The sequence below is a fragment of the Nocardioides sp. NPDC127503 genome, assembly GCF_040302165.1.
In the GTDB taxonomy this organism is placed as follows: domain Bacteria; phylum Actinomycetota; class Actinomycetes; order Propionibacteriales; family Nocardioidaceae; genus Nocardioides.
In genome coordinates this window covers 203,989-221,224 of the sequence record NZ_JBEORH010000008.1, presented here as the reverse complement: position 1 = coordinate 221,224, position 17,236 = coordinate 203,989, and the positions used below count along the sequence as shown (strand labels likewise).

14 protein-coding genes are annotated in these 17,236 nt (G+C 69.2%); 5 read left to right on the top strand and 9 right to left on the bottom strand.

The features are described from left to right. Positions 1–46 precede the first annotated feature (46 nt). Entirely contained in the window at positions 47–1,687 is a 1,641-nt protein-coding gene (mctP, locus tag ABTW65_RS19225) for a monocarboxylate uptake permease MctP (protein WP_350662981.1), read from the bottom strand. Beyond that, positions 1,684–1,938 (bottom strand): DUF3311 domain-containing protein, encoded by a 255-nt coding sequence (locus ABTW65_RS19220; protein ID WP_350662979.1) that lies wholly within the window; start codon positions 1,936–1,938, stop codon positions 1,684–1,686. Before ABTW65_RS19220 ends, mctP begins: the two co-directional genes overlap by 4 nt. Before the next feature lie 198 nt (positions 1,939–2,136). Here ABTW65_RS19220 and ABTW65_RS19215 point away from each other — a divergent pair, with 198 nt between their 5' ends. From ABTW65_RS19215 to ABTW65_RS19205, 3 genes are all read left to right on the top strand, one after another. Continuing rightward, entirely contained in the window at positions 2,137–3,948 is a 1,812-nt protein-coding gene (locus ABTW65_RS19215) for a flavin-containing monooxygenase (protein ID WP_350662977.1), read from the top strand. Then, positions 3,945–4,961: an SMP-30/gluconolactonase/LRE family protein gene (locus ABTW65_RS19210; RefSeq protein ID WP_350662975.1), complete on the top strand. Its 1,017-nt coding sequence runs from the start codon at positions 3,945–3,947 to the stop codon at positions 4,959–4,961. Before ABTW65_RS19215 ends, ABTW65_RS19210 begins: the two co-directional genes overlap by 4 nt. 89 nt (positions 4,962–5,050) lie before the next feature. Beyond that, positions 5,051–6,364, top strand: a complete 1,314-nt coding sequence (locus ABTW65_RS19205; protein WP_350662973.1) for an exo-beta-N-acetylmuramidase NamZ family protein — start codon at positions 5,051–5,053, stop codon at positions 6,362–6,364. A gap of 29 nt (positions 6,365–6,393) precedes the next feature. Here ABTW65_RS19205 and eda read toward each other — a convergent pair whose 3' ends face one another. Together eda and edd are read right to left on the bottom strand one after the other, a co-directional pair. Continuing rightward, entirely contained in the window at positions 6,394–7,023 is a 630-nt protein-coding gene (gene eda / locus ABTW65_RS19200) for a bifunctional 4-hydroxy-2-oxoglutarate aldolase/2-dehydro-3-deoxy-phosphogluconate aldolase (protein ID WP_350662970.1), read from the bottom strand. Continuing rightward, on the bottom strand, positions 7,016–8,896 hold the full coding sequence (gene edd / locus ABTW65_RS19195) for a phosphogluconate dehydratase (protein WP_350662968.1): 1,881 nt from the start codon (positions 8,894–8,896) through the stop codon (positions 7,016–7,018). Before edd ends, eda begins: the two co-directional genes overlap by 8 nt. A gap of 107 nt (positions 8,897–9,003) precedes the next feature. On the opposite strand from edd, the gene ABTW65_RS19190 reads away from it, so the two are divergent. Beyond that, positions 9,004–10,167, top strand: coding sequence for an ROK family transcriptional regulator (locus ABTW65_RS19190; RefSeq protein ID WP_350662966.1), 1,164 nt, complete (start codon positions 9,004–9,006; stop codon positions 10,165–10,167). A gap of 3 nt (positions 10,168–10,170) precedes the next feature. Here ABTW65_RS19190 and ABTW65_RS19185 read toward each other — a convergent pair whose 3' ends face one another. Continuing rightward, on the bottom strand, positions 10,171–10,842 hold the full coding sequence (locus ABTW65_RS19185) for an SIMPL domain-containing protein (protein ID WP_350662964.1): 672 nt from the start codon (positions 10,840–10,842) through the stop codon (positions 10,171–10,173). 117 nt (positions 10,843–10,959) lie between these two features. On the opposite strand from ABTW65_RS19185, the gene ABTW65_RS19180 reads away from it, so the two are divergent. Then, positions 10,960–12,192, top strand: a complete 1,233-nt coding sequence (locus tag ABTW65_RS19180; RefSeq protein WP_350662962.1) for a low temperature requirement protein A — start codon at positions 10,960–10,962, stop codon at positions 12,190–12,192. A gap of 64 nt (positions 12,193–12,256) precedes the next feature. Here ABTW65_RS19180 and ABTW65_RS19175 read toward each other — a convergent pair whose 3' ends face one another. From ABTW65_RS19175 to ABTW65_RS19160, 4 genes are all read right to left on the bottom strand, one after another. Continuing rightward, complete coding sequence (locus tag ABTW65_RS19175; RefSeq protein WP_350662960.1) at positions 12,257–13,090, bottom strand: PadR family transcriptional regulator; 834 nt, start codon at positions 13,088–13,090, stop codon at positions 12,257–12,259. 154 nt (positions 13,091–13,244) lie between these two features. Beyond that, positions 13,245–14,549, bottom strand: coding sequence for a mechanosensitive ion channel (locus ABTW65_RS19170; RefSeq protein WP_350662957.1), 1,305 nt, complete (start codon positions 14,547–14,549; stop codon positions 13,245–13,247). A gap of 238 nt (positions 14,550–14,787) precedes the next feature. Beyond that, the gene (locus ABTW65_RS19165; protein ID WP_350662955.1) at positions 14,788–16,716 is read right to left on the bottom strand and encodes a M3 family metallopeptidase; all 1,929 of its coding nucleotides are present in this window, start codon (positions 16,714–16,716) and stop codon (positions 14,788–14,790) included. Positions 16,717–16,788: 72 nt separating this feature from the next. Continuing rightward, positions 16,789–17,151, bottom strand: coding sequence for a YciI family protein (locus ABTW65_RS19160; RefSeq protein WP_350662953.1), 363 nt, complete (start codon positions 17,149–17,151; stop codon positions 16,789–16,791). Between the last annotated feature and the right edge of the window lie 85 nt (positions 17,152–17,236).

The window sequence follows — 17,236 nt, the reverse complement described above, 5'->3', positions numbered from 1 at the left end:
ACGTCGTAGAGGCGTGTTTGCGGGACTTTGTGTGGCTCAGGAGCCCTCAGCGCACCTCCGTCGTCGAGCTCAGCTCCTCGACGACACCCTCGTCACCGGCGTCGACCGAGTAGTCCGATGCCGAGGTGGCGTCCTCACCGTCGGGCACGTTGAGCGCCCTCAGGATCGGGGTCAGGACGACGACCACGATGAGGTTGAGCAGGAACGCGGTGAGCGCGATGTAGATGGGCGTCTCCGTTCCCGGGAACGGCGCCAACGGTCCACCGAAGTGCTCCTGCGTGGGCGAGGAGACGCCGTACGCGACGATCGTCCCGTACGCCATCCCGACCGCCCAGCCGGCCAGGACCGCCCACCGGTGGAACCACCGGGTGTAGAGCCCGACGACGATCGCCGGCAGCGTCTGCAGGATCCAGACACCGCCGAGCAGCTGCAGGTTGATGGCGTACGACTTCGAGAGCGCCAGCACGAAGATGAGCGCCCCGAACTTCACGACCAGGGACACGATCTTGGCCTGCTTGGCCTCGTCCTGCGGGGTCGCGTCGGGCTTCAGGTAAGCCTTGTAGATGTTGCGCGTCCACAGGTTCGCGGCCGCGATCGACATGATCGCCGCCGGCACCAGCGCACCGATGATGACGGCGGCGTACGCGACGCCCGCGAACCACGCCGGGAACTGGTCCTCGAAGAGCTGCGGGATCGCGAGCTGCGGGTTCGGCGGATCGCCGACCATGACCCCGGCCGCGAGGGCGACGAACCCGAGCAGCGCCAGGAGCCCCAGCAGGAACGAGTACGCCGGCAGCAGCGAGGCGTTGCGGCGGATCACGTTGCGGCTGCGCGTGGAGAGGACCCCGGTGATCGAGTGCGGGTACATGAACAGCGCCAGCGCCGACCCGAGGGCCAGGGAGGCGTAGGCCCACTGGCCCGCCGCCTGCGTCGGGAACAGCGCCTTCGGGGCAGCGTCGCCGGCGGCGATCGCGTCGGCGTTCTCGGTGTTGAAGGTGTCGAAGCTGGTCTGCACCGTCTCGAAGATGTTGCCCCAGCCACCGAGCTGCGACGGGATGTAGATGATCGCCACGATGATCACGATGTAGATCAGCGAGTCCTTCACGAACGCGATCAGCGCCGGCGCTCGCAACCCGGAGGAGTACGTGTAGGCGGCCAGCACCGCGAACGCGATGAAGAGCGGCAGGTCACGGATGAACCAGTTCGAGGAGTCGCTCTGCAGACCCATCACCTCGAGCACGACCTCCATGCCCACCAACTGCAGTGCGATGTAGGGCATGGTGGCCAGCAGGCCGGTGATCGCGACGGCCAGACCCAACGTCCTGGATCCGTAGCGGCCGACGACGAAGTCGGCCGGAGTGACGTACCCGTGCTTGTGCGAGACCGACCACAGCTTCGGCAGGAACGCGAAGATCAGCGGGTAGACGAGGATCGTGTAGGGCACCGCGAAGAAGCCGACCGCAGCGCCGGCGAACAGCGTCGCGGGGACCGCGATGAAGGTGTACGCCGTGTAGAGGTCGCCTCCGATGAGGAACCAGGCCACGAACGTACCGAAGCCACGGCCGCCCAGACCCCACTCGTCGAGGTTGTCCATCGACTTCGCCCTGCGCCAGCGCGCGGCGGAGAAGCCGAGGATCGTGACCAGCAGGAAGAGGAAGGCGAAGACGGAGACTGCTACCGCGTTCACTGGCCACCCTCCTTCCACGGGCGCCCGGCGGCGGCACGGTCACGCCGGAACGCGGCCTTGGCGACGAAGTAGGCGACGGTCGTGAACAGGACCGAACAGGGGATGAGGAAGAGCTGGAACCAGAAGTAGAACGGGAATCCGGCGAGCGTCGGATCCTCCTTCGCGTACAGCGGCACCGCGAGTGACGGTGCCGCCGCCGCGAACAGGAGGATCCCGACGAGGATCCACGAGCCCTTGGACGAGGACGGCATGGGTCACCTCCGAGAGATCTGTCGAAGTGGGGTTCGGACGATCTGTGACCTTGGTCACAATTACGTTCGGTGTCCAGTCCCATCGGACCGACACGACGACGAACGGTCGATCTGCCGCGACGAACGGTCGAACCGGACACCCTGACACCCGTGCGCTGCTAGTTTCCGGCCGTGACTTCCCCCCACTCGGGTGATGGCATGCCCGAATCACACGCACCGATCACGGCCTCGGAGCTCACCGCCGCCCGGGCCAAGTACGCCCACGAGCGCGAGCGCAGAGTGCGCCCGGACGGCCTCGGCCAATACCGTCGGCTCGCCTCCGACCCCGCGGCTGCCCCGCACGACCCGTTCACCGAACGTGTCGACCGGCCACCCCTCACCGACCACGTCGACGCCCTCGTCATCGGCGCGGGGCTCGGCGGGCTGCAGACCGCGATCCGGCTGCGCCAGGCCGGGCTCGAGCGGATCCGGCTGATCGACGACGGCGGCGACGTCGGCGGCACCTGGTACTGGAACCGCTACCCCGGCGTCCGCTGCGACATCGAGTCCTACCTCTACATGCCGATGCTGGAGGAGGTCGGGTACGTCCCGCGCTGGCGCTACGCGCCCGGCGAGGAGATCCGCCGGCACATGGTCGCGCTCGCGGAGAGGTTCGATCTCTACCGCGACGCCGCCTTCCACACCTCGGCGACCGAGCTGCGCTGGGACGAGGACGGCGCCAGGTGGCATGTCGGGACCGACCGTGACGACGCGTTCACGGCCACCTACGTCGTCGTCTCCTCGGGTTCGCTGTCGCTGGCCAAGCTGCCGGGGATCGAGGGGATCGAGAGCTTCCGCGGGCGGGCGTTCCACACCAGCCGGTGGGACTACGGCTACACCGGCGGCGACGCCTCCGGCGGGCTGGTGGGGCTCGCGGACAAGCGGGTCGCGGTGGTCGGGACCGGCGCCACCGGGATCCAGGTGATGCCGATGGTCGCGGAGCATGCTGCGCGGACGTACGTCTTCCAGCGGACGCCGGCGACCGTCGACGTGCGCGACAACCGGCCGACCGACCCGGAGTGGGCTGTCTCGCTGACGCCCGGGTGGCAGCAGCGGCGGATGGACAACTTCCTGGCGATCATGGCCGGTGATCCGGTCGCCGAGGACGTTGTCCAGGATTCGTGGACCGCCAACGCCGGGCTGCAGCGGAAGATGATCACCGGGCGGATCGACCGGTCCGTCGACCCCGCCGAGCGCGAGCTGGCCGAGGAGCTCCTCGATCTGGCGACGATGAACCGGCTCCGCGACCGGGTCGCTGCCACGGTCCGCGACCCGGAGACGGCGGAGGCGCTCAAGCCCTACTACCGCTACCAGTGCAAGCGGCCGGGCTTCAGCGACGACTACCTGGAGGCGTTCAACCGGCCCGAGGTGACGCTGGTCGACACCGCCGACACCCACGGCATCACCCGGATGACCGAGACCGGGATCGTCGTCGGCGACCAGGAGTACGAGGTCGACTGCGTCATCTTCGCGACCGGCTTCGAGACCGGAATCTCCGGTCTCCTCTCCGGATCGCTGATGGTCCACGGTCGCGGCGGGACCAGCTACTTCGAGTCGCTGATGAGCGGGTTCCGTACGCTGCACGGCTTCTACAGCCATGGCTTCCCGAACCTCTTCCAGCTCTCGCTGTTCCAGAACGCCAACTCGGTCAACTACTCCCACATCCTCAGCGAGCAGGCGCGCCACATCGGGCTGGTCGTATCCGCCGCGCGCTCGCGGGGAGCGGCCTATGTCGAGCCGTCGCACGACGCCACCGAGGCCTGGGCGCAGGTCATCGAGGAGTCGGCCAACGACAACCTCGACTTCCTGCGCACATGCACGCCCGGCTATTACAACAGCGAGGGCCAGCCCGCGGAGATGAAGATCTCCTACGGCCCCGGGCCGGTCGCGTTCCACCGGCTGCTCGAGGAGTGGCGCCGCACATCCATCGACGAGGTTCTCGTCGACCAACCCCTGAGGAGAATGAGTTGAACCGACGTACGTCCGTCTCTGCTGTCGCGCTCGCTGGCGCACTGTTTGCCGGCGGCCTGGCGGCTCCCTCCGGCGCGGTGGCGCACGCGCACTGGCCGCGGGACATCGTCGCCGAGCAGGTGGTCAAGGCGACCAGCCCGCACCCCGGGCTGAACATGACCCTGCTCGAGGGCCCGACGTTCGGCGCCGACGGCGACCTCTACTTCGTCGACGTCGTGGCCTCCTCGCCAGCGCCGAAGGTGCTGCGGCTCGACACCGCGTCGCGGGAGGTCTCGGCGTTCTTCACCGACGAGGCTGGTGCCTACACGTCGGCCCAGTGGAGCCCGGTCGACGGCCGGCTCTATCTGACCGACTACCAGGGCACGATCCGCAGCGTCGCCGCCGACGGCACCGACCCGCGCACGGTCTTCGCCGGTGCGGTCGAGGGTCGCCCGATGAACCCCGACGACCTGGCCTTCGACCCCGAGGGCAACATGTACGTCACCGACCTGACCGGCTACCTCGATCCGGCCAAGGAGCCGGTGGGCCGGGTCGTACGCATCTCGGCCGACGGTTCGAGCGCGACGGTGCTGGCCGACGAGCTGGCCGCCCCGAACGGCATCTCCTTCGACCGTCGCTACCGCGGGCTCTACGTGAGCACCCTGTGGGAGAACCGGATCAGCTATCTGGCCCTCGACCGGCCGCGCACCTCGGTCGTCGCGACCTCAATCGTCGCCGAGGTCGACGACGGGCCCGCTGAGACCGAGACCGACTCCAACGCCGTCGACGCGGCCGGCAACATCTATCAGGCCACCCACGGCGAGCCGGTCATCCGCGTCTTCTCCCGGCACGGCAGGCCGCTCGCGACCGTCCGCGTCCCGGCCGCCGACCGCGCTGGGCTCACCTCGGCGACCAACGTCGCGATCAGGCCCGGGACCAAGAAGGCGTACGTCACCGTCTCCGGCGACGCCGGCGGCTTCATCTACAGCTTCGACGCGCTGGCCAAGGGGATCCGGCAGTCGAATGGCGGCTAAGGCGGTCGCCCCCGGAAATCGCCTGCCGAGCGACGCCGTCAGGGCTAGCCTGCAAGGTGATCCGCATCCCTCGGCACAGGAGCGCCCCCATGAGCACTGAAGTCCCCAGGATCGACCGGCGCCGTCTGCTCGGCGCGGCCGCAGCCGGCGCCGTGGCGGCGCCGCTTCTCACCGGTTCGGCAGGAGCCGCGACCGAGCAGGTCTCCCCGCTCAGCGGCGGTGAGGCGGTCAGGACCGGCGCCGATCGAGCGGCCGGCGACGGCTGGTCGGTGCTGTCGGGCGACCGGGTCGGCATCATCACCAACCCCACCGGCGTGCTCGGCAACCTGCGCAACATCGTCGACGAGATGCACGAGTCGGGGGCGGTCCAGATCGCCGGTGTCTTCGGTCCGGAGCACGGCTTCCGCGGTACGGCTCAGGCGGGCGGCTCGGAGGGCACCTTCGTCGACGAGCGCACCGGACTGACCGTCTACGACTCCTACGGCGCCAACGTCGCGAAGATGACCGAGCTGTTCACGACCGCCGATGTCGAGACCGTCGTCTTCGACATCCAGGACGTCGGCTCCCGGTTCTACACCTACATCTGGACGATGTGGACGGCGATGCAGGCGGCCGTCGCGACCGGCAAGCGCTTCGTGGTCCTCGACCGCCCCAACCCCGTGGGCGGGACGGCCCGCGGACCGATGATGACCGCGGCGTACACCTCGGGCGTCGGCGCCCGCGAGATCGTCCAGCAGCACGGGATGTCGGTCGGCGAGCTGGCCCGGTTCTTCGACGGCGAGTTCCTCGAGGAGCACGCCGGCGGGCGGCTGGCGCAGCTCGACGTCGTCCAGGTCTCCGGGTGGCGGAGACGGACGTTGTACGCCGACACCGGGCTCGACTTCATCCTGCCGAGCCCCAACATGCCGACCTCCGACACCGCACTGTCCTACCCCGGCACCTGCATGTTCGAGGGCACCAACCTCTCCGAGGGGCGCGGCACCACCAAGCCGTTCGAGCTGATCGGGGCGCCGTTCGTCGACCACCGCTGGGCCGCGACGCTGGAGGAGGCGAACCTGCCGGGCGTGACCTTCCGGGAGGCGTACTTCAACCCCTCGGTCAACAAGTTCGCCGGCCAGGTCTGCGGCGGGGTGCAGGTCACGATCCAGGACCGCGACCGTTTCGACCCCGTCCGTACCGGTGTCGAGATGCTGGTCGCGGCCAAGGCCCTCTACCCGGAGTTCGCCTGGCGCCAGGACTCCTGGGACACCGCCCGGCCGTTCTGGATCGACAAGCTCACCGGATCGACGAGGCTGCGTACGCAGATCGACGCCGGCGCCAGCGGCGACGAGGTCGAGGCGGCCTGGCAAGACGAGCTGGCCGACTTCGACGCGACCCGTCGCCAGTACCTGCTGTACCGCTGACCTCGCCCACCCGGCGAGGTCAGCGGCGGTCAGCGGAGCGCGGCGGTGGCGGCTGCGAGCGCGGTGACGCGGTCCCAGTCGCCGGAGGCGAGCACGTCGGCGGGGGTGAGCCAGGAGCCGCCGACGCAGCCGACGTTGGCGAGAGCGAGATAGCTGGGAGCCGTGGCGAGCGAGATGCCGCCGGTCGGGCAGAAGCGCGCGCCGGGGAGCACGGACGGCAGCGAGCCGAGATACTTGGCGCCGCCGGAGGCCTCGGCCGGGAAGAACTTCATCGCGGTGTGGCCGGTCTCGAGCACCGCGATGGCCTCGGAGACGGTGGCCGTGCCGGGCAGGAACGGCAGGCCGGTGTCGCGCATCGCGCCGAGCAGCGTCGGGGTGGCACCCGGCGAGACCAGGAACTGGGCGCCGGCCGCGGCGGCCTCCTTGGCGAGCAAGGGAGTGGTCACGGTGCCGGCGCCGATCAGGACCTCCGGCACCTCCTCGGCGATCGCCCGGATCGCGTCGAGCGCCACCGGCGTACGCAGGGTCAGCTCGACCACGGGCACGCCACCCTCGGCGAGGGCGCGGGCCACGGGCACCGCCTGGTCGAGGGTGTCCACGACGACGACCGGGATCACCGGGGAGAGGTCGAGCAGGTCGGCGGAGGTGAGGTCAGACATGGACGGGGGTCTCCTGGGAGGACGGGCTCTGCTGAACGGGAGCGAAGGGGAAGACGGACGCGCCGGTGTCGGCGGAGCCGACGGTGGCACGGAAGGCGGAGAAGAGCTCGCGACCGGTGCCACGCCACTCGGCGTCGAGCGGTGCGCGACCGGTGGTGGGGCGGTGCGCGAACTCGTCGGCGTCGACCCCGATGCTCAGGGTGCCGGCGACGGCGTCGACAGTGATCAGGTCGCCGTCCTGCACGCGGGCGAGCGGGCCGCCGAGCGCGGCCTCGGGCGTGAGGTGGATCGCCGCGGGCACCTTCCCCGACGCGCCGGACATCCGGCCGTCGGTGACGATGGCGACGTGCTGCCCGCGGTCCTGCATCACCCCGAGAGCCGGGGTGAGCTTGTGCAGCTCGGGCATCCCGTTGGCTGCGGGGCCCTGATAGCGCAGCACCGCGACGAAGTCACGACCGTCGAGGCGCTTCTCGGAGAAGGCGGTGAGGAAGTCGGCCTGGTCGTCGAAGACGATCGCGGGAGCGGAGACCACCTGGTGCTCGGGCGCGACCGCCGAGGTCTTGATGACAGCGGTGCCGAGCTCGCCGGTCAGCACCCGCAGACCACCGTCGGGTGAGAACGGGTCGTCGGCCGGGCGCAGCACGTCGAGGTCGCCGGAGATCGGGGCGCCCTCGACGAACTCGATCTCGCCGTCGCGGGTGAGCCGCGACTCCTGGGTGTAGGCCGACAGGCCCGGGCCAAGAATCGTGGTCACGTCCTCGTGGAGCAGCCCGGCCTCGAGCAGCGTGCGGACCAGGAAGCTGACGCCGCCGGCCGCGTGGAAGTGGTTCACGTCGGCGGAGCCGTTGGGGTACATCCGGCTGATCGACGGGACCACCGGCGACAGGTCGGAGATGTCGGCCCAGGTCAGCTGGATCCCGGCGGCGCGGGCGATCGCGACCAGGTGAAGGGTGTGGTTGGTGCTCCCGCCGGAGGCGAGGAGGGCGACACACGCGTTGATGATCGACTTCTCGTCGATCATCTCGCCCACGCCCGGACCGCCGGTGAGCGCCAGCTCGGTGGCACGCGCGGCGGCGGCGCGGTTGAGCGCGGCCCGCAGCAGGGTGTCCGGCGAGGCGAACGAGGAGCCCGGCAGGTGCAGGCCGAGCACCTCCATCAGGAGCTGGTTGGAGTTGGCGGTGCCGTAGAAGGTGCAGGTGCCGCGGGAGTGGTAGCTGGCGGCCTCGGCCTCGAGCAGCTCCTCGCGGGTGGCCTCGCCCGCTGCGTACCGCTGCCGGACGCGGGCCTTCTCCTTGTTGGGAAGGCCTGAGGACATCGGGCCGGCCGGCACGAAGACGGTCGGCAGGTGACCGAACGAGAGGGCCCCGATCAGGAGGCCGGGCACGATCTTGTCGCACACGCCGAGCATCAGCGCGGCGTCGAACATGTCGTGCGAGAGGGCGATCCCGGCCGACATCGCGATCACGTCGCGGGAGAAGAGAGAGACCTGCATCCCGTCGCGGCCCTGGGTGATGCCGTCGCACATCGCGGGTACGCCACCGGCGACCTGCGCGAGTCCGCCCGCGCGCATGACCGCGGCCTTGAGGAGCGGCGGGTACGTCTCGTAGGGCGCGTGCGCCGAGAGCATGTCGTTGTAGGAGGTCACGATCGCGACATTGGGCTTCGCCGCCGGGGTGACCACCTTGAGCTCGGCCTTCGTCGGCGCGGTGGAGGCTGCGAAGCCGTGAGCCAGGTTGCTGCACGCGAGCCGGCCGCGGGCGGGACCGGTCGCGCGGGCGGACGCGATGCGGGCCAGGTAGTCGGCCCGCGTGGCTGCGGAACGCTCGATGAGACGTGCGGTGACGTCAGCGACGGTGGGGGAAACGGCAGTCACGGGTCCTCCAAAAGACAGTGTGCTTTCGCACACCCTGACACGATCTTTGGATCGATACAAGTAAATCTTTGGTACATGAAAGACATAAGGGGCGTACGCTTCACCCCATGCCCGAGATGACAACCGCCGCCGACGTCCTCGCTCTGGTGCGCTCCGGACGCGCCCTGACCCGCAGCGATCTGCAGAAGACGACCGGTCTGTCGCGTACGGCTGTGGTCTCCCGGGTCTCGGCTCTCGTCGACGCCGGACTGATCCTCACCGGGGAGGAGCTCGCCTCCACCGGTGGCCGGCCGCCGGGCTCGCTCACCTTCAACGCCGACGCCGGTGTGGTGCTGGCCGTGGCGATCGGGCGCTCACGCAGCCAGCTCGCCGTCTTCGACCTCGACGGCCGCGAGCTCGCCGGCGACACCCGTGACCACGAGGTCGGCATCGCCGCCGACGACCTCATGCCCGACGTGACCGACCGGCTCGAGCGGCTCCTGGAGGGCATCGAACCGCCCGTGCTCGGTGTCGGGATGAGCCTGCCCGGCGTCGTCGACCCCGTCCGCCTGGTCTCGGTCGACTCACCGGTGATGCGGGGCTGGGACGGCGTCGCGCTCGACCCCTACTTCGACCGGCTCACCGACGGCCCGCTGGTGCTCGTCAACGACACCGATGCCCTGGCCACGGCCGAGCTCTTCGGCAGCGGGCTGCACCCGAATGACGCGCTCGTCGTGAAGGCGTCGACCGGCCTCGGCCTGGCGGTCATCGCCGACGGCCGGGTGCTGCGCGGGCACGCCGGTGCCGTCGGCGAGATCGGGCACACCCGGGTCGAGTCCGCCGGCGAGCGCCCCTGCCGGTGCGGGGCAACCGGGTGCCTGGAGACGGTCGCGGCCGGCTGGGCGCTGACCCAGGGCCTGGTCGACTCCGGTGTCTCCGCCGGCCACATCCGCGACCTGGTCGCCGCCGCGCTCGCCGGCGACGCCATCGCCCGTGGCCTGCTGCGTGAGGCCGGTCGCCAGCTCGGCGAGGTGCTCGCGATCGCGATCAACCTGCTCAACCCCGAGGTCGTCGTGATCGGTGGCGACATGGCCGGCGCCTTCGACCTCTACACCGCCGGCGTACGCGAGACCGTCTACTCGCGCTCGACCGCCCTGGCCACCCGCGACCTGACCTTCGTCCCGTCCACCCACGCCGACTCCACCGGCATGGTCGGCTGTGCCGCGGTGGTCATCAACCACCTGCTCTCCCCCGAGCGCCTCGATGCCCACCTCGAAGCCGTCGCCAAATGACCCCTACTTCGCTCCGACGGTGAAGGCTGCTTCGACCTCGGCGTAGACCGAGATGTCGTCGGGATCGAAGGCCAGATCAGGTGCGCCCGAGCCCGCCTTCCGGGCTCCGGCGGGGGCCATCTGCATCTCCAACGCCGACGCGTACGTCACCTCGCGGCTGACGCCGACGTCGTTGATGCTCCGGACCGCGACCGGGCCGAGGTCGAGGGCATCGGCATAGTCCTGCGCGCGCACCTTGGCCTGCCGCACCGCCTCCTGGCGTACCTCACGCTCGACCTTCAGCCGGCTCTCCTTGGTCAGCTGCCACGAGACGTGGTCGACCCGGAGACCTTCGTTGCCCGCGGTGCGGCCGACCCATGTCGCCAGCGCCGTGAAGTCGACGAACTCCGCCCAGAGACCGACCGTGGCACGGTGCACCAACGGCAACTGCTTGCCGTCCTTGTGCCAGGGCCGCTCGGCCGAGGTGCGGGCCCTCTGGATGACGAGCCTCTTGATCGCGCCCTCCTGCTCGAGCCGCTCGAGCTCCGTACGGACGCCGTGCAGCCCACGCCGCAGCTGCTCCATCACCGGCTCCGGGGCAGGGCCGTCGAACCGGATCTCGGCGGACACCACCCCTCGCTCCGGCGCCACCTCGACACTGTGCGACCCGCGCACCTTGATCAGGACCTCGCTCATGCCGCCGCCTCCGTTCGGTAGATCAAAGAATACGGAACCGGCGGCCTGAGGCCCATTGACGCTCGCTGGCGCTCGCTCATGCCAAGAAACGTACGCCCGACGTCCTATCCTCACCACGTGAACGCAACCAGCCGCCTGCGCCAGATGACCGGACGCGACCCGCACGAGGAGCATCGGGCCGCGACTCCCTTGGAGCTGCTCTTCGACCTCACCTTCGTCGTAGCCTTCGGCATGAGTGGCAACGAGCTGGCCCATCAGCTCGCGGAGGGCCACGTCGTGGCGGGGATCGTGGCGTTCTGCTTCGCCTCGTTCGCGATCTGCTGGGCGTGGATCAACTACTCCTGGATGGCCTCGGCGTACGACACCGACGACTGGGCGTTCCGGCTGCTCACGATGCTGCAGATGGTCGGCGTGATCATCATGGCCCTCGGCCTGCCGGAGATGTTCGAGAGCGTCCACGAGGGCGACCAGCTCCACAACGAGATCATGATCGCCGGGTACGTCGTGATGCGGGTCGCACTCTGCGGCCAGTGGCTGCGCGCCTGGCGCCAGGACCCCGGCCGGCGCGGGGCACACCGGGTCTACCTCGTGTCCGTCCTCAGCTCGCAGGTGCTCTGGTGCATCATCGCCATCCTGCCGCTCGACGTGGCGACGGCGTTCGCCGCGATGATGGTGCCCCTGGTGATCGAGCTGGTCGGGCCGTTCATCGCCGAGCGCCGCTTCGGTGGCACTCCCTGGCACGCCGACCACATCGCCGAGCGCTATGGCCTGCTGACGATCATCACCCTCGGCGAGGGCGTGATCGGCACGGTCGCGGTGATGTCCGCGATCGTCCATGAGCCCGAGCTGGGCTGGAGCCTCGACGCGATCCTGCTGCTCGCCGCCGGTATCGGTTTGACCTTCGGCCAGTGGTGGACCTACTTCACGATCCCCTGGGCCACCATGCTCGAGCGACGCCGCGACCGCTCGTTCCTGTGGGGCTACGGCCACATCCTGCTCTTCGCCGCGATCGCCGCCACCGGAGCCGGCCTGCACGTGGCCGCCTACCTGCTCGAGCATGAATCCAAGCTCGGCGAGGTCGGCACGGTCCTCTCGGTCGCACTCCCGGTCGGGGTGTACGCGTTGGTCCTCTACCTCCTCTACAACATGTTCATGCACGTCATCGACCCGTTCCACATCCTCCTGGTCGCCCTCACCATGGCCGTGCTCGTCGCGAGCGTCGCGATGGCGATCGCGGGCGTGCCGGTGGCGTGGTGCCTCGTCGTCGTGGCTCTGGCGCCGGTGGTCACCATCGTCGGCTACGAGGTCGTCGGCCACCGCCACCTGGCCCAGCACCTCGACGCCCTCTGATTCACCCCTCACATGAGTAAGTGCCCCACGCTCGAGAGCGTGGGGCACTTACCGTTGAAGGACATCAGGGCTTCGGGTCGGGGCCGGGCTCGCCGTCCTCGGACTCCTCGACCTCGTCGACCTGCTCGGCGGTGACGGTGTGCTCGTCGTCGCCGGCCGCAAGGATGCCGTAGAGCTTGCGCCGGGTGTCGGCGAGGACGTCGGCGGCGGCCTGACGCTGGGCGTCGGTGCCGGAGGTGGCGAGCTGCCACACCGCCGGGAGGACCTGGGCGAGCTCGCCGCCGAGGACTCCGAAGCCGGCCAGGTCACCCAGACCACTGGGACCACCTCGGCCGCCGCGACCCTGGCCGCGGGCGTTGTCGACGGCCTTGTCGAACGGCGTCCAGACGGCTGCCAGCTCGTCGGCGTGCTCGGTGGCGTAGGTCTTGCCGGCCTCGGTCAGCCGTATCGCCCGGCGGCCGTGCTCGTCGTCGGACTCCACGAGACCCTCGTCCTCGAGCTGCTGGATGGTCGGGTAGACCGAGCCGGGGCTCGGCCGCCACTCACCCGAACTGCGCTCCGAGATCTGCTGGATCACCTGGTAGCCGTTGATCACCTGGGCCTGCTCGGCCGCTTCGGCCATCACGTAGATGATCGCGGAGCGTACGTCACCACGACGGACCCGGGGGCCGGGCCGCTGCGGGGGCTGGTTCTCGAAGCCAAGGAGCGCTGCGATCCACGGCGGCGGACCAGCGGGTCCACGACCGCGACCGTGGTGGCCGCCCTGCCAACCGGGACCGCCAGGTCCGCCCCAACCGGGACCCTGCCAGCCATGGGAGCGGCGCGGGCCGCCCTTGCCGAACTCTCGACCCATCTGGTCGATCCACTCACCCCAAGGGTTGCTGTTGTTGTACGTCATCAGGTTTCTCTCTTACTTTCGGAAGACTAGATCGCGTTCCTTCGCGATATATCGTGATCGTACGCCGGTGATCAGAGCGATTCAAGTCAAAAGCAAGGGAGCCCCCGAAGATCCGGGGGCTCCCTGAGTCAGACCCTGAGGGTCGTGAGTGCGATCAGACGCCGGGCGTCGGCGGCGGCGTCGGGTTCTGAGCGGTCGGCGCAGCAGGCGTACGCACGCCATCGCGCTCGGCCTGGAGCCGCTCGAGCTCCCGGGCGGCAGCCTCGCGACCACCGAGACCGAAGGCGAGTGCCGCGGCAAGGGCACCACCGACGACCACGGCACCGAAGCCGAGGTTGATGATCGAGTCGGCCAGGCCCATGAACTTCAGCCCGATCGCGACGAACAGCGCGATCGTGGCGTACTTCAGGATCTGCGAGGCCGCGCCGGAGACCAACCTGGCGATGGTCGTCGCGATGAAGAAGCCGGCAGCGATGATCGCCGCACCGAAGATGACCTTGCCGCCCAGTTCGAGCACCTCGCTGATGAAGGCGGTGATCTGCGGGAAGTCAAGCATCTGCGCGGCCATCACGGCGAAGAACAGCACGATGCCGATCTGCACGATCTTGGTGACCGCCGGGGTGGCGCTCCTGTCGGCGGGGAGCACGTCCATCGAGTGCAGCGCCCGGTCCAGGCCGAGACCATCGATGATGCCACCGAGCAGGTCGGCGGCGAAGCGAGCGATGAAGACGCCGATCGCGAGCAGGATGCCCGCGGCGATGATCTTCGGGATGGCCGCCAGGATCATGTCGAGCATGCCGGTCGCCGGGTCGGAGATCGACCGGATGCCGAGGATCTGCAGGGCGGCGATCGCGACCACGATCATGATCATCGAGTAGAGGACCAGGCCGATGACCTTGACGATCTGGTGACCCTGCGAGGCACCCGTGGGAGTCGCGGATCCCGGCGGAGCCGTCTCGGGCGCCTGACCCGACACTCGGGTGCGGTTCGGGTCGACCCCGACCGTGGCGTCCATCGTGTCGCTCGCCTTGCGAGCGCCGTCACCGAGCCAGCGGTCCCACGGCAGCGCCCCGAGTGCGGTCTCGACGAGCTGGCGCACCACCTTGGCGAGCAGCGCACCGACGATGAACACGAAGATGGCCCCGATGAGGTTCGGCAGGAACCCGAGGATCCCGTCGAGCAGACCCTGGATCGGCGCGAGCACCTGCGTGAGCCCAAAGAGCTGCAGCAACGCAATCAGACCGAATAGCCAGACGAGTAGGGCTGCCACCGAGCCGAGGCTCGCGCCGATGCTGTCACCGTCCGCGCCGGCCTTCTGGAGCGCTCCGATCTTCGAGGTCAGCTTCTTGAACGCCCACGCGACGATCTTGGCGATGATCCACGTGACGACGAGGATGGCGATGGCGGCAAGCACCTTGCCACCAAGACCCACCCAGTCGATGTCCTTCAAGGCATCCATGTATCTCTCCCCCTATGCGGGTATTGGATTCAGGGTGCCTGGGAATCGACGCGCAGTCCCGAGTGGCGCACGCAACAGGCACCTCTGCTCTAGAGACGTTTACCCAGCGAGGCTCAAGACGCAAGTTTGCCGCTCCAACGGACGCAAAATGGGTCAACCTTTACGAAAAGCCCACACCCAGAGCCTGCTACATCCCCGCAGCGGACGTACCCGTATTTACCGTTGCTTATGCGACGCGTCAGGCGACCAACCAGGCCGCGTACGCATCGAACGAGTAGGGCCGGCCGAGGAAGTCGGCGACCAGGTCGGCGGCGTCCTTCTCGCCACCGCGGGCGAGCACGAGATCGCGGTAGCGGCCGGCCACCTCGGGGTCGAACAGGTTGTCCCGGTCGAAGGCGCTGAAGAGGTCCTTCGCGATGACCAGCGACCACATGTAGGTGTAGTAGGCCGAGGAGTAACCGCCCAGGTGGCCGAAGTTGGCGAAGAAGTGGGTGCCCTCGAGGTAGGGGTAGGGAGAGTACGCCGCCTGGAGCTCCTCGAGCCGCTTGGTCAGGTCGTCGGGCTGCTCCTTGTGGAACCAGTAGGAGATCGCGGCGTAGAACATCTGCTGCCGTGCGTGGTAGCCCTTGCCGAAGTCGTCCGCGGCCCGCATCCGCGCGACCAGGTCGGCCGGGATCGGCTCGTCGGCCGCGTCGGTCGCGAAGGTCTGGAGTACGTCGGCGTCCCAGGCCCACTCCTCGAGCATCTGGCTCGGCGCCTCGACGAAGTCCCACTCCGTCGCGACCCCGGAGAAGCGCGCCCACTCGCCTTGTCCGCCCAGCACGTGGTGGATCAGGTGCCCGAACTCATGGAAGAGGGTCACCACGTGGTCGTGCTCCATCAGACCGCGGGAGAAGTTGCAGACCAGCACGCCCTCGGGAAGCTGCCGGCCCTTCACGCCGGGTGCCAGGTCGAACTGCGCGGCGTGCTTGTACTTGCCCTCGCGGGGGTGCAGGTCGAGGTAGATCCGGCCGAGGGGCTCGTCGCCGTCCTGCTGGTAGACGTCGAAGACGCTCACGTCCTCGTGCCAGGTGACGACGTCGGAGACCGGATCGTAGCGCAGCCCGAAGAGTCGCCCGGTGACGTCCAGCAGCCCCTGGTGCACCTTCGCGAAGTCGAAGAACGTACGCACCACCTGGCTGTCGACGTCGTACTTCTCCTGCCGCACCAGCTCCTCGTAGTAGAGCGCGTCGGCGGAGGAGACCGCGCTCGCCCCGGGAACGTCGCGGGCGTAGCGGTCGAGGAGCACCTCGAGGTCGCGCTTCATCCGCCCCTCGGAGGCACCGGCGATCTTGTCGATGAACTCCGGGATCGCCGGCCCCTCGCCGATCATCTTCACGGCGGCGTCGAAGGCGGGCCAGTCCTCGTAGCCGACCAGGTTGGCCAGCTCGTGACGTAGCGCGAACATCTCCTTCAGGACCGCTTCGTTGTGCGGCCAGCCGCGCTCGAGCCCGGCCACCGTGACGGCGCGACGGATCGCGGGATCCTTCACGAACATCCGCGCCGGAAGCGCGTCGGGGTAGTCGGTGGTGATCTCCACGAGCCCCTTGTCGTTGACCGGGTGCGCCTCCAGCCAGTCGGCCGGCATCCCGTCCAGCTGTTCGGGCGTGGCCGTGGTGATGCGTACGTCGTCCCGGGCCACCCGGGCGAACTCGAGGTTGAGCTCGGTGAGCCGTTCGTTGATCTCGGTGAGCCGGGCCCGGGTGGCGTCGTCACGGTCGACGCCCGCGCGGGTGAAGTCCAGCAGCGTCTTCTCCAGGAGCCGCTTGGCCAGTGGGTCGAGAGCGTCCGTCTGGTCCGTGGGAAGCTCCGCGAAGACGCGGTAGAGCGCCTGGTCTTGGGTGAGCTCGGTGCGCAGCCGGTCGACCTCGACCTCGGTGTCCTCGCACGCCGTACGGACCGCCTCGACAGGATGAACATTGGCGAGCAGGCCGGCCAGGCCACCGAGCGAGCCGAGCTCGAGGGACAGCTCGTCCCAGGCCTTCAGCACCTCGATCGCCTCGCTCGGCGGCGCGGTCCGCAGCTTCTCGGCCAGTTCCCGAACGTGGGTCAGCGTCGCGGACGTACGTTCCTTGACCCAGCTCTCCGCGGCTTCGGTCTCGGGCAGGGCAAGCGGCTCTGGCGTCATGCGGCAAGCCTGCCACGACCTGAAACGCTTCGCCGCCGAGATTCAGCGAAGCGTTGAATCAGGTCCGGATGCTCACTCCTCGAACCTACGCGGGTCCGGGAAGCGGTGGACCTCCTGCGGCCAGTCGAGGCAGACCGCCACCCGGCCGGCCCAGTAGCGGGCTGCCTCGTCATCGGCCACGTCGATGACGGTGAAGCCTCCGATGTGCTCCTTGGTCTCGACGTAGGGACCGTCGGTGAAGACGGCATCTCCGTGCTCCGCCTCCACGCTGAAGAGGGCGGTCGAGGCGTCGATCCCGCCGTTGGCGTAGACGAAGACTCCGGCGGCCTTCATCTCGTCGAGCACGGCCTTGGACGCGGCGCTCTTCTGCCGCAGCTGCTCCATGGTGTGCTCGGCAACCCACTCGTCGTTGAACGCGATCATGTACTCGGGCATTCGCTCAGTCTCCTCGTCTCCGGGCGGTCCGGTGACCGCCACTCACTCCTTCTACGAACGCAGCCATGCCGATCCGACAGGGTCA